Annotated in this window: 9 protein-coding genes; 6 read left to right on the top strand and 3 right to left on the bottom strand. The window is 42.5% G+C overall.

Annotation, left to right across the window (positions count from 1 at the left end; all coding sequences use genetic code 11):
* The first annotated feature begins 1,124 nt into the window (after window positions 1-1,124).
* Entirely contained in the window at window positions 1,125-2,834 is a 1,710-nt protein-coding gene (locus JMW61_RS09480) for a multidrug ABC transporter permease/ATP-binding protein (protein ID WP_201550776.1), read from the top strand.
* Between the two features lie 250 nt (window positions 2,835-3,084).
* Here JMW61_RS09480 and JMW61_RS09475 read toward each other — a convergent pair whose 3' ends face one another.
* Window positions 3,085-4,593: a PepSY-associated TM helix domain-containing protein gene (locus JMW61_RS09475; protein WP_201550774.1), complete on the bottom strand. Its 1,509-nt coding sequence runs from the start codon at window positions 4,591-4,593 to the stop codon at window positions 3,085-3,087.
* Between the two features lie 377 nt (window positions 4,594-4,970).
* On the opposite strand from JMW61_RS09475, the gene JMW61_RS09470 reads away from it, so the two are divergent.
* The gene (locus tag JMW61_RS09470) at window positions 4,971-7,100 is read left to right on the top strand and encodes a TonB-dependent siderophore receptor (RefSeq protein ID WP_227687435.1); all 2,130 of its coding nucleotides are present in this window, start codon (window positions 4,971-4,973) and stop codon (window positions 7,098-7,100) included.
* Between the two features lie 103 nt (window positions 7,101-7,203).
* On the top strand, window positions 7,204-7,413 hold the full coding sequence (locus tag JMW61_RS09465) for a TonB-dependent receptor (protein ID WP_197135234.1): 210 nt from the start codon (window positions 7,204-7,206) through the stop codon (window positions 7,411-7,413).
* 129 nt (window positions 7,414-7,542) lie between these two features.
* Here JMW61_RS09465 and JMW61_RS09460 read toward each other — a convergent pair whose 3' ends face one another.
* Both JMW61_RS09460 and JMW61_RS09455 read right to left on the bottom strand, forming a co-directional pair.
* Window positions 7,543-8,226 (bottom strand): cupin domain-containing protein, encoded by a 684-nt coding sequence (locus JMW61_RS09460; protein ID WP_197135235.1) that lies wholly within the window; start codon window positions 8,224-8,226, stop codon window positions 7,543-7,545.
* Window positions 8,227-8,394: 168 nt separating this feature from the next.
* Window positions 8,395-9,258 (bottom strand): universal stress protein, encoded by an 864-nt coding sequence (locus JMW61_RS09455; protein ID WP_197135236.1) that lies wholly within the window; start codon window positions 9,256-9,258, stop codon window positions 8,395-8,397.
* A gap of 476 nt (window positions 9,259-9,734) precedes the next feature.
* Between JMW61_RS09455 and JMW61_RS09450 the strand changes: the two genes are divergently transcribed.
* The 3 genes from JMW61_RS09450 (at window position 9,735) to JMW61_RS09440 (ending at window position 13,554) form a co-directional block, all read left to right on the top strand.
* On the top strand, window positions 9,735-10,268 hold the full coding sequence (locus JMW61_RS09450; RefSeq protein WP_110922836.1) for a DUF2058 domain-containing protein: 534 nt from the start codon (window positions 9,735-9,737) through the stop codon (window positions 10,266-10,268).
* Window positions 10,269-10,635: 367 nt separating this feature from the next.
* Window positions 10,636-11,055, top strand: a complete 420-nt coding sequence (locus JMW61_RS09445) for a hypothetical protein (RefSeq protein WP_201550772.1) — start codon at window positions 10,636-10,638, stop codon at window positions 11,053-11,055.
* Between the two features lie 345 nt (window positions 11,056-11,400).
* Window positions 11,401-13,554 carry an FAD-dependent oxidoreductase gene (locus JMW61_RS09440; protein ID WP_201550769.1) on the top strand — a complete coding sequence of 718 codons (2,154 nt, stop codon included), beginning with the start codon at window positions 11,401-11,403 and terminating at the stop codon, window positions 13,552-13,554.
* Window position 13,555 lies beyond the last annotated feature (1 nt).

Raw genomic sequence — 13,555 nt, 5'->3', positions numbered from 1 at the left:
GATCACCCAATAGAAATACCATATAAATAACAACCAACTTCTGTTCCATCAGGCTCTATAAAAATTATACAGTTGTAGATATAACCTATATGGTTTACCCCTGTCAAAAAAATCAAATCCAAACACGATAAACGGCATATATTTTATGACCAGTTACCATTAAGTATGAATGTCTGCTGTCAATTTCGTAGTCATTAATTTAGAAGAACATATCCAATAATCTAACGACAAAAATCAAGCTAAATCTATTGTACGCTCTTATCTTTTAAGAGTTCCTAAGACTTTATCTCACCACACTCTTAGCGCTCATCTTACCTTAACATCAATACAAGATAGTCCATCGTCTTATTTTCTTCACTTAATAGCTTTTGTTCTTCTTTAAGGGTTTTAATTACCCTTTGAACAGTATACTTACTTTAATTTTTCTCATGATCTCATATTTATATCACTCTGTACCGATCGGCTTATCTTGATTCGATTTTTTGCTGGTTAAATAAAACTAACCCGATCATATAGTCGATTCAATTTAAAAGTAGTACAAGGCAACCAAGTGTATATGTGATACTTCAAGCGAGGTTAACGCAGCAATACCTTTATAGTGGAATGACTATCCCTAGCTGTCGAGCGGTCTTTAATATATTACATTGTTATCTACTATCTTTTTGACCACTGCTACCTTGGATTTCATACTACCGTTTTACCTATTCTTAACCATCATAAATTCCTATCGATACGATGAAATCAATCGAGCTTGTGTTCTATCATTTTCTCCGTATCATTTGAAACTGGGTAATACATTATTCGGCACTCCCTCTTACGGTCACAAACACGTTGACACATATACAGATTGACGTCACAATATTGTAAATATTAATGGTTATCAATAACATCTAAAGTTCATCTGACTTGTCTTGCCTACCTTCTTCTATTCCACGCATATCTATATATCTTCTGCTGTCTTGATAAGATACCGCCGAATATCATTCATAAAGGTATGGTAAGTAATGTCAGCAACCCTCAAGTTATAAGCCGCACTGATTGAGCCCTACTTATACAAAAATCAGGCTTTGCCTAACAATCTTTTTCTGCCATCACACATACGACTATTATCATAACGAGCCATTATGTCTTCACGCACTACCACTTCTTTGTATAATATGATTTGGGCGCATTATCGCCTGCCTTTTCTCAAAGTTATTCTGCTTAATTTGGTAAATGCGGCTGTCAGTGTGGGCATCATTGCTTATATAAATCATACCTTTATCAGTCAACCTGTCTTTGATACTTTATCATTGCTCAGCTTAGGCTATTTTGCTGCCTTGATTGCACTACTATTAGTCACTACTTTTTTATCACAGTACGCGTTGACACGTCTGGGCCATCAGTTTGTGTACGAGCTCAGAACAAAACTGGTCAAACAAATTATAGATACCAAAGTGCCGCAGATAGATCACTTGGGTAGTGCGCGCTTAATTGCCAGCTTATCTTCAGATATCCAGTCTATTACGACTGCATTTGTACGCATGCCAGAGTTGGTTCAAGGCGTCATTTTATCTGCGGGGGTTGCCCTTTATTTAGGATGGCTGTCATTACCGCTATTGTTTATCATCATGTTTTGGATTGTCATGACAATCTGGATAAGCACCATTTTAGTCAAGCACGTCTATACTCATTTGATAAAACTCAGAGCGATTAATGATTTTTTATACCAAGATTATCAATCTATTATAGAAGGCCGTAAGGAGCTTGCGCTCAATCAGTACCGCGCTGAAAAGTTATATTCAGACGACTTTTTGTCTCATGCTAAGTCGTACCAACAAACCGTCATAAAATCTGACACCTTTCACTTATCTGCGGTAAACTGGTCCAATATCATGATGTTTGCCTCGATTGGTGTGGTGTTTGCGGTATCGAATTATCTGAATATACCGATGGGTGTCGCCACCACGTTCTCCCTAACGATTCTATTTATGCAGTCACCCATTCTGCATGCAGTTGGTGCGTATCCCACCCTACAAACTGCCCAAGTGGCACTAGACAAAATACAGTCTCTAGAGCTGGCTGACTATCAAGCAGCATTTATGACTGACCACGTGGCAAAAGACTGGCACTCTATCTCACTGACTGACGTTGGTTATCGCTATGGTGGTATCAATACGCAGACACAAAATCTAGCTGGTGACGCAAATAACCCTGATGATATCTTGAAGTCGGTCAATCTTACCGTGAGACGTGGCGATGTGGTGTTCTTAATCGGCGCCAATGGTAGCGGTAAGTCTACCCTCGCCAAAATCATCACGGGGATTTTCACCCCTACCACAGGCTCTGTACAAGTAGACCAAGGCATCGTCGATTCAGAGAATAATGCCGATTATAGACAGCTGTTTTCTGCTATTTTTAGTGATCAGCACCTGTTTAAACAACTAATAGGCAATCGGGGCAATGAGCCTGATGCGGCCCTAGTGTCTGACTGGCTGCATAAGCTCAATCTACAAGACAAAGTAAGTGTGGCTGATCATCAGCTCTCTACAGATAAGCTGTCGCAAGGTCAACGTAAACGATTGGCCATGCTACTCTCAGTTGCTGAACAAAAAGACATCTTATTGCTTGATGAATGGGCAGCTGACCAAGACCCTGCTTTTCGCCGTGTGTTCTATCAAACGCTAATACCTGAGCTAAAAGCACTGGGCAAAACGCTGTTTATTATCAGTCATGACGACAGCTACTTTGAACACGCTGACCGCTTATTATTGATGAAAGAAGGCCGATTGATTGAATTGAATGCCGAAGAACGACAGCGCGCCAGTACAGATGCAATCGCCATGTTGCAATAAATATGACTTGTTATAGATGAAGACGGTCACGAAAAAAAATGGGGCGACTTATGATAAGTCGCCCCATTATGGTAGAAAGAACCACGCTATCGCTATAGTCGGTGAAATACTAAACCGCTACGGTGTTACCCTCCTTAGATGTACTACTTGTACAATCTGCAGTCGGCTGCCTTGTATCCATTTTAGAGTTCTTTGACTGTATATAAATCAAAAGTATCTAGACACTCAAAAACTTGTCTAAGCCGTTTGCTTACTTTAATAGTTTCTGCAAAAAAGCACTACGAGATATCACCAAAAAGTCCAATAAGGCGATAACAACGATTGCGATAATGGCGGTTGGAAATATAATCGCGATTATCAGTAAAGGAATAGCAAGCGGCCACCAAACAGAAAGACGCTGACCACTTGCTGGCGGGTTTAATCCATTACTCTCATTGGTATTGCTAGGGCGACGTTGCCACCACATGATATAGCCGCTCACACTAATTACGATAACAAATAAGCAAAACAGCACGTTAGCCAGCACGCTCCACCATCCGAGCGTACCCATATGCAGCGCGATACCAGCCGCCATAAATTTGCCAAAAGTATTATAATCATCGAAATGAATATCAGCCAAGACATTACCCGAATAGCGATCGATATGTACCGTGCGATCTGCTGTCGGACTTTTCATATCGTAGCTCATTGAATCTTGGCTAATGGTCCAGACGCCTGTACTGCCCTGTGGTAGATTCAATTGATAACGGCCTACAAACCCAATTTCACGAGCGTAGCGGTCTACCGTATCAATCATGATAGGTATGTTAGGTGCGATACCATCCTTACCCATCGTCGTACCTGATACTGGCATCGGCGTCAGCTCAAGCACCCAAGGAACTTCCTTGGTGTCGCCCGAGTTTAAGACACTGCCGTGCGTGGGTGCTTCACTATGTGCTTCAGACGCTGCCGCACCGTGGACGTGAGGTGCAGCCATTGACTCATGCATTGCGTTGCTGTGTTGACTATGATCAATTGATACCGGCATAGGCGCCACGCCCCATTTACCTGCAGGAAACTGACTCCATGCTTGTACCATTCTTTCGCCCCACACACCTGCCCACGCCATACCTGATATACAGAAAAACAGCAGCAGAATCGATATCCAACTCCCCAATGTCGCATGAATAGTACGGATAAAAGAGCGTTTTTTCTTGTTGGCTACCACCTCGTTAGGTATCAGCATGGCTTTCACTGATTTGCGTTTTTGCCACCAGAGATACCAACCCGATAAAATCATCAAGATGGTCAATGAGGCAGCCGTTTCTAGCAGATAATCTCCTGCTTTACCGATTAGCAAATCACTATGGATATTATTAAACGTATCATAAAGACCGCCGCTAGCAGGTGCGCTATTGACGACATCAGCTGTATAGGGGTTCACTGCCACCATATTGGTCTGGCCTTCTGACTGCACCTGAAACAAAGCGACCGTCTCTGCGTCACGGGGTGCAATATATTTGATCAGGGCGCTATCGGGTAAAGTACCGAGCGCGTTTTTGGCTTGTATAGACACTGGTGCTTGGACAGTCGACTCTGGAGTCGTGACAGTTAAGCGATCGTTATCTCTACCTGCTGTGTTGGACATAAACAGCATACCCAGTGCGGTGACCGCCAAAACAATCAAAAAAGGCGCGACAAACATGCCAGCATAGAAATGCCAGCGCCATACCGTAAAATAACGCTGCGTGTTAGGTGACCGACTGCTGTCTCTGTTCATAAATACGACCTTTGATAATCTCTGATTGCCCAATTAACAACATAAATCTATTCATAATGTAATATCGGCTGCATCATACGAGAAAACTCCTGAAAAAACCACTACCCCTCTAGTCATATATCAACAATATTAATGTAAAGAAGCCGCACTAAACCATTTAGAACCGCGTCCAATATTTCTATAAAGCGTTAACTGTAACTTTTTAATGATAACAATAATCATTAGTTTTATTATTATTTCCGTTATTTATCTTCCTAAATTTAAATCCAACATATTCAACGAATATTATTGAACAGGAAATATGATGCGGCTTCTTTTAACCTCTGAATCTATCCGAAAAAAAACATCTGGCCATAGCAGTACAAATTGGCTTAGCAATGAGCATCAGTCATATCGCTTATGCTGAGTCAGCTGATACTGAGGGCACGCTAAGCAATACCCAGACAGAAAATTCTGAGACAGCGACACCATCAACGACCTTAGATACGATAACTGTCTATGCCGATAGTTACCGCAGTACAGGCACAAAAACCGCATTAGACCCTGATGATGCACCGATGAGCTATACCAGAATCGATCAAGACCTATTGCAAAAACGCCAAGCTGACAGTGTCAACGCTGCCCTACGCTATGAGCCCGGTGTTAGCTCTGAGAGTCGCGGCACGGTATCTATCTTTGATGAGTACAGAGTTCGTGGCTTTAAGACCTTATCGAATTTTTATGATGGATTGCGACTGCCTTACGATGGTGCTTGGAACCTCATGCCGCAAGTAGACATCTATGCAACCGAAGCCGTAGAAGTCGTGAAAGGGCCAGCCTCTTCCCTGTATGGTTATACAGCCCCTGGTGGTATGGTCAATCAAATTGCCAAGACACCCAAAAGCACTCAAGAAACTGAAGTACAGCTACGACTAGGTACTCAAAACCTAAAAGAAGTGGCCATCGATACAACCGGGACGCTCACAGACAGCTTAAATTATCGTTTTGTGGCATTAAAACGCAAAAAAGACGGCCAGATGGAGACCACGGAAGAAGAGCGCACCCTGCTCAACCCATCGCTTGAATGGCAAGCGACAGACAATGTGTCCGTACTTGCTAATCTATTTTATCAAGATGATCCAGACATGGTGCCCTCTACTCCACTGCCTTCGGTAGGTACTGTCTATAACGCCAGTTACGGCAAGTTGGATAGCGATGCCTATGCGGGTGACGAATGGAATAAATTTAGCAAAGAAGTGTTTATGCCGAGTGTCACCGTAAACTGGGACATCAATGACCAACTAACCTTTAAGCACATACTGCGCTATACCGATGCTGAGGCAGAGCAACGCAATATGTATAATAGTGGAGGGTTTGTCAGCGGTAGTGATACGATATTGAACCGTGTGGCCTATACCACTGATGAAACCATGAAAAACTGGACCACAGACAACCAGTTGGCTTATAAATTCGATACAGCCAATACCTCGCACAATTTATTATTTGGTGTCGAGTATCAAGAGACGGATAGCACTGCCGCGTACTATGATGCTGGCGCGGATGGTACGCCAAACCTTGACTTGTCTGACCCTGATTTCTCTCAAATCAATACCGACACGCTGCCATTAGATGTCTACAGTCAATATGAAGACATCGAACAGAGCCAGCTTGGTTTTTATGTGCAAGATGAGATGAAATGGCAAGACTGGACAGTGGTTGCAGGCTTACGACATGATAAATTTAAGAGCATCACCGATCAAACCAAAGCCTCGGCGGGTGTGATGTATAGCGACAAAACCATTAATAATGATGCGTCAGAAACCAGTGGTCGTCTGGCTGCTATTTATGATTTCGATAACGGTCTATCGCCTTATGCGAGCTACTCACAATCGTTCCAGCCAGTCGTTGGCAGTAACTTCGTGACCGATGAGCCATTTAAGCCTACGACGGCTGACCAACTAGAAGCCGGTATTAAATATCTCTCGACAGATGGCGGAACCAAGGGAACACTGGCAGTATTCGATATTAAACAACAAAATGTCGTGGTGTCAGATTACGTCAACTATAGAAGTCAAACCCAAACGGGTGAGATTGCGTCTAAAGGATTTGAAGTATCCGGCAGTCATATGCTCAATGACTGGGTGGATGTCGCGGCGAGCTACAGCTATACCGATGCTGAGATTACAGAAGATGAGTTCAACCCTGATGTGGTCGGTAACACGCCAGCGCAAACAGCGAAACATAAAGCCACGCTATGGACAGACTACTACGCCACAGATAAGCTGACGCTCAATGCGGGTGTTCGCTATGAAGGCGGCATGCAGATCGATAAACAAAATTCAGATAAGTTGCCAAGCGTGACATTGGTAGATATCGGTGGCAATTATAAAATTAATCCTATGCTCACTGTCGGTGCCAGTATCAACAACCTCTTTGATAAAACCTACGTCGGTTCTTGTTATGACATCAATAACTGCTGGATGGGACCAGAGCGCCAGATGACAGTCAGTCTAAAGGCCAATTTTTAATCACAAAAAACTGGCTATTGTAATAATAGCCAGTTTTTATTAAATGATAGAAAGTATAAGATGCACATTTACAACACCAAGGTAGAAAATAAGGCAGAAAATTATGCAGATAGATAAACAAAATTCAGACGAGCTACCAAGCGTGACACTGGTAGATATTGGCGGCAGCTATCAAGTCAACCCGACGCTCACTGTCGGTGCTAGTGTGAATAATCTGTTTGATAAAACCTATGTTAGCTCCTGTTACGACAGCAATAACTGCTGGATGGGACCCGAGCGTCAAATAACAGTCAGTGTAAAAGCCAATTTCTAATCATAAAAAACTGGCTATTGTCATAATAGCCAGTTTTTATCAAATGATAGATGAAAGTATAGGGTGCATATTTATAACACCAAGGTAGAAAATAAGACAGAAAATTCAGGTGGCTTGGTCAATTGCCAATCACAGACCAATCACTTGTATTAGATGTCCTCTCTTAACATATACCGTGGCGCCTTCTAACCCTGCTTTTATTTTCGACTGCTCACCTACTGGTAGACGTATCCAACTATCTCGTTGATATACCTTATCACCATCTAATAGGCTGCCCTCTACAACCAGTAACTCTGCACCGCCTGCACCTACACCACTAATGATATCTTCGTCGAATAATACGTCGCCTGCTGTGAGACGTTGCAAACTCACCTGCTCACCATCATCAGAAAAAAGCGCACAGACATCACGATTGCCTTGGCGTGTCCAATTGCCATCATCGTGAGTATCAATAGCAACATAGCGGTCTTCATCAGACGGCATCTGTCTGAGCTTCACAAAGATCACCGCACCTTCGTCACTATAAGGGGTGTGACCTGATGACGGTGGGTTACGCAAATACCAGCCTGCTGGATAGTGCTTGTCATCTGCAGAAAACGTACCTGACAATACCAAAATCTCTTCACCACCTGGATGCAAGTGATGCGGAAAATAAGAATTAGGCGCGTAACGCACCAGACTGGTGGCTCGGGCTTTCTCTTCGCCAACGCGATCTAGCATGATACGCTCTACACCACTCTGCGGTGAGTTTACCCATTGTTGGTCTTCAACTGCAAGTGCGGCGCGACTAGAGAAATCTGCATTAATAAGCATAAGATTATGTCCAAAAATAGTAGTGTGCAAGGCAACTAAATACTCTCTTATAAAGTATCTGGCATCATTTATTGAGCCTTATTCATAATTATCAATCATTTTTTAAGAATCATTAGAGATAGATAACAAATGCACCAGTTTTATAAGACGCCCCGACCTTTATTGCACTTATCGCACTAAAATGACTGGCGACAATGTACTGGCAATAATCTCTGTTGTCGTACTACCGAGAAACAGTTGCTGCAATTTAGAGTGACCGTAAGCACCCACGACCATGATATCGATGTTATTTTCCGTTTGAAAAGCCAACAAACCATTGACCGCATCAGCCGCTGACAAATGATGAGCGGCCACAATAAACCCAGCTGCTTCTAATTGTGCTGCTGCGGCACTCAAGCTCTGCTTAGCGGCATCATTGTGGCTTCCTATCATGACGATATGACCTTGCAGCCCTTTTAGCACTGGGCTTCTTGCAACCATCCATGCTGCTTTGATAGCGGTTTTGCTACCATCAAAAGCGATCATGTACGAGCTTGGCGCTTTGAATGTCTCTGAGCAAATCAATATAGGAACATCGGATGCACGGGCGACTGTTTCGATTTGACTACCGATATTGATACGACTGTTTTTGTGATCTTCTCCGCGTCGACCCATGACAATGGCACGATTTTCTGTTTTAAAATGCTCAATGGCAGGTAGCAGCTTGCCGCGGCGTTGATAGATGCGGATAGCGACATCACCGAAATCACTTTGGATGTGGCTTTTTGCATCTTGAACCAAGGCATTACTATAACTATTGACCACCTTCGCCCTTTGCTCATCCATCTGGGTCAGTTCCTCTAACAAAAACTGACGACTGTTCACCCCTATCGCGCCCGACAGATCGCGTCTGGTCGATGCAGGAACCTCACTGACATGCAACAAGCCAACAGGTAAATTCAACTTACTGGCATACCATGCTGCATAGTCACAAACCGATTCAGTCACTGCTGAACCATCAATACAAGCTAAAACGTGCTGTGATGTTGTCATAATATGTCCTTAATTTTAATTATTTAGGGCGTGTCCTCATTTTAAAAATGGTGATAGAAATGAGATAAATTGCAGTCGAACAAGGAAAATAGCGCAGATAATATCGAGATATTAGTCAGCTATTTGACGCCGTTTGGCAAGATTTAGCCATTTTTATCCCATTTAGATGACTATCGATTGAATTGAGGATACGCCCTAGTTCCATATAGCGTCCAATGCTCATTCCAAATGCTCTGGGAGAATCCTTCCCATTACTTTGATAGTAACCAATTTGGCTGACTTCATCCAGTGATGTGTGCCTGCCTCTACAATAATCTTTATTCTGCTATCTTTAGCATTGCGCAAGATTTAAAAATGCATGGCTTTACCGCATCAACAAAGTCTTGTCATCGTCTAACAACATGCCCTAACAAATTTTGCTACAATGTATTTTTTAGCATTTATGATTTAAATATCGTTATTTAGGTGATGGAACTATGGCAAAAAATGCCCTACAGGCTCAACTACTCAAAGCGGGATTGGTAGATAGCAAAAAAGCCAATAAAATCAGCAAGCAAAATCAGCATGCCAAGCGTACTGGTGACTCAGAAAGTCTAGAAGCAAAAAAAGCATTGGCAGATGCACAAGCAAAAAAACTAGAAAAAGATCAGCAGCTCAATCAAGAAAAACAACGCGCTTTAGAAGAAAAGGCACTCAAGGCCAATATTATCCAAATGATTAAGCAGCATCAAATCACTGATATCAGTGGTGATGTCAGCTATCAGTTTGTCGATGGCTCTAAAGTCAAAAAAATCTCTATTACCCAAAAACTATATGACCAAATTGTCGCCGGTCATGTCGTCATTGCGCGGTTAGAAGAAGGCTATGCATTACTTCCCCGTCCGTTAGCAGATCGTATAGACTCAAAAATGGAAGGCTTCATGGTCGTATCAAACGATACATCAGAAGACGTACTGGCAGAAGATGACCCTTATGCCGCCTATGTGATTCCAGATGATTTGATGTGGTAAACACTTGGTATTTATAATACTTGCTTTGTTAACTTAGACACCCTTTGTAGAATACTTGCTTCTACAAAGGGTTTTTTATTGTATAGAAAATAATCACCTTTAAGCTAGCGTTACAGGTTTTATTGAAAAAGGTAACAAATCGCCATAACCCTGCCATACATGGCGATGCGAACTTGAACAGCCATTCAATAACAACTACAATGCGATTTCTTGACCTATTTAGCGCTAAGGCTTGCTCGAAATTGAGCAATCACTCAAGAATTGAACACATTTTGACTTTTACTAATCATATAACAAAAGCCAATATCGGCACCCTAATCAAGAAGTTTTGAAAAGGCTTTCAAAATTTCTCAAAAAGAGATTTCTCATGCCAAAACATCTGCCACTTTCACTCTTATTGCTTCGACTTGGTATCTTCACAGTCTTTTTATTTTGGACGCTTGATAAATTTATCAATCCTGACCATGCCGCAGGCGTTATGTCTAAGTTTTATGGAATGGAAAATATGGGTGATTCCATATTCTATGTTATGGGCGCTGTTCAGTTGATACTCATCATACTGTTTGTCGTCGGGTTATTTAAAACCTGGACTTATGGTATTTTGCTGCTGGCTCATGCAGGCTCAACTTTTTCGACCTTTGCTTTATATCTAGAACCATTTGATAACCTATTGTTTTTTGCCGCATGGCCAATGCTGGCAGCATGTATTACTCTCTTCTTGATGAGAGACTGGGATACGTTGACACTGGGCAAACGCACCGTGGGCAAAACTGTTCCTTTGACATAGATATAAACAGAGTCTATCGTTTGACTATGGTCAAATCTAAATAAATTCAGTACCAGCAATCCAAGCGTAGACCGTACAGGTGGTACGTCAAATGCAGGTGTTGCCGTAGCAAAGCTATAGAGGTTAATTGGTGCAATAATATAAATGCTAGCTAAAATGGCTTAAGCTATATATTATTAAAACTAACAACTTAGCTGTTTTATTGCAGGTAAACGAATAGATTATTCAACAATTCAATGTAATTGCCACCATCACTAAAACAGCAAAAGTTTTTTGATCATAGTTTTAATTATAGAAAGATGACTATGAATGAAACCTTTGCTTTACTATCAGGCCGAATCTTTCATGATTAAGAGAATATTTCTAATACTGTTAATAGTGCTATTAGCAGTGGGGTTTTTCTACTTTGACCTCAACCAACTGTTGACGCTTGAGGGCTTAAAGGGCTCGATGGCGCAGTTCAACGACTATAAAGCAGAATCACCGTTACTTATTATCGGTGGGTTCTTTTTACTATACGTCGTTGTTACTGCCCTCTCGCTACCTGGCGCTGCTATACTGACATTGGCATCTGGTGCTTTATTTGGTCTATTTCAGGGCTTAGTCATTGCCTCATTTGCCTCAAGTATTGGCGCGACACTTTCGTTTTTAGCATCACGTTATTTACTACGCGATACCATCAAACAGCGCTTTCCTGAACGCCTTGCCGCTATCGATGCTGGCGTCGAAAAAGAAGGTGGCTTTTACTTATTCACATTACGTTTAGTCCCTGTATTTCCCTTCTTTTTAATCAATTTACTCATGGGTGTGACCGCCATTAAGTCATGGACCTACTACTGGGTAAGCCAAGTAGGTATGTTGGCAGGTACTTTTGTATTCGTTAATGCGGGTACGCAACTTGCGCAAATAGAAAGCTTGTCAGGTATTTTATCGCTCAATTTAATTTTATCGTTCGCTTTATTGGGCATATTCCCGCTTATTGCTAAAGGAATCTTAAACGTGTTTAAAAAACGTCGCGTCTATAAAAACTACTCGAAGCCCAAACAGTTCGATCGCAACATGATTGTTATTGGTGCGGGTGCTGGCGGCTTGGTAACGAGCTATATTGCTGCTGCTGTTAAAGCAAAAGTGACATTAATCGAAGCTGGTGAAATGGGCGGTGATTGCTTAAACTATGGTTGTGTCCCAAGTAAAGCCGTGATTAAAAGTGCAAAAATCGCAGATCAAATTCGCCATGGTGAAAACTACGGCCTTGAAAATGCATCACCGCAGTTCTCGTTCAAAAAAGTCATGGCACGTGTACATGATGTCGTGGCTGAGATTGCGCCGCATGACAGTGTTGAGCGTTATACCGATTTGGGCGTCGATGTAGTAAAAGGCTATGCCAAGCTCATCGATCCATGGACGGTAGAAATCGCCCTAAATGATGGTGGCACACAAAAACTAACTGCGCGTACTATCGTCATTGCGACTGGCGCACGCCCATTTGTACCGCCATTACCTGGTATTGAAGAAACGGGCTACGTGACCAGTGATACCATATGGAACAAGTTTGCAGAACTAGACGAAGCGCCTAAAAAGCTGGTCGTACTGGGCGGTGGTCCTATCGGTAGTGAGTTGGCGCAGAGTTTTGCACGCTTGGGCTCAAATGTGACTCAAATTGAGATGAGTGAGCGCATCATGATCAAAGAAGATCTTGAAGTGTCTACCTTTGCACACCAAGCGTTGGTTGAGAGCGGCGTAAACATTTTGACCTCACATCAAGCACTACGCTGTGAAGCTCGTGATGGCAAAAAGTACATTGTCGTTAAACACAATGATACTGAAATCGACATAGAGTACGATGAGCTATTATGTGCCGTTGGTCGAAGCGCTCGCCTTACTGGTTATGGCCTTGAAGATTTAGGTATCGAAACCAACCGTACCATCGTCACCAACGAATACTTAGAAACGCTGTATCCTAATATTTTTGCAGCAGGTGATATCGTAGGTCCTTATCAGTTTACTCATGTCGCAGCTCATCAGGGTTGGTACGCCGCAGTGAACGGCTTATTTGGTAACCTGAAAAAGTTCAAAGTAGACTACCGTGTGATTCCGTGGACCACGTTTATTGACCCAGAAGTCGCTCGTGTGGGCTTAAATGAGCAAGACGCGATAGACAAAGGTATTGAGTACGAGATTACTCGCTTTGAGTTTAAAGAGCTGGACCGTGCCATCACTGACAGTGCTGCTAAAGGATTTATCAAAGTCATTACCCCTAAAGGGAAAGATAAAATACTTGGTGTGACCATCGTATCTGAACATGCCGGCGACTTGATTGCTGAGTTTGTATTGGCGATGAAACATGGCTTGGGACTGAACAAAATACTTGGTACTATTCATAGCTACCCGACTTGGGCGGAAGGCAACAAATATGTGGCCGGTGAATGGAAACGTGACCACGCTCCTCAGCGCATATTAAGCTGGCTAGAAAAATACCATACTTGGCGTCGAGGTTAGC

The organism is Psychrobacter fjordensis (assembly GCF_904845995.1).
GTDB classification, from domain to species: domain Bacteria; phylum Pseudomonadota; class Gammaproteobacteria; order Pseudomonadales; family Moraxellaceae; genus Psychrobacter; species Psychrobacter fjordensis.
Note: the sequence above shows the minus strand (reverse complement) of the source record. Positions and strands in the feature narration are given on the sequence as shown.

Coding starts and splice junctions, on each gene's coding strand:
- JMW61_RS09480 (WP_201550776.1), top strand. CDS start 1,125: ATGTCTTCACGCACTACCACTTCTTTGTATAATATGATTTGGGCGCAT.
- JMW61_RS09475 (WP_201550774.1), bottom strand. CDS start 4,593: ATGAACAGAGACAGCAGTCGGTCACCTAACACGCAGCGTTATTTTACG.
- JMW61_RS09470 (WP_227687435.1), top strand. CDS start 4,971: ATGAGCATCAGTCATATCGCTTATGCTGAGTCAGCTGATACTGAGGGC.
- JMW61_RS09465 (WP_197135234.1), top strand. CDS start 7,204: ATGCAGATAGATAAACAAAATTCAGACGAGCTACCAAGCGTGACACTG.
- JMW61_RS09460 (WP_197135235.1), bottom strand. CDS start 8,226: ATGCTTATTAATGCAGATTTCTCTAGTCGCGCCGCACTTGCAGTTGAA.
- JMW61_RS09455 (WP_197135236.1), bottom strand. CDS start 9,258: ATGACAACATCACAGCACGTTTTAGCTTGTATTGATGGTTCAGCAGTG.
- JMW61_RS09450 (WP_110922836.1), top strand. CDS start 9,735: ATGGCAAAAAATGCCCTACAGGCTCAACTACTCAAAGCGGGATTGGTA.
- JMW61_RS09445 (WP_201550772.1), top strand. CDS start 10,636: ATGCCAAAACATCTGCCACTTTCACTCTTATTGCTTCGACTTGGTATC.
- JMW61_RS09440 (WP_201550769.1), top strand. CDS start 11,401: ATGATTAAGAGAATATTTCTAATACTGTTAATAGTGCTATTAGCAGTG.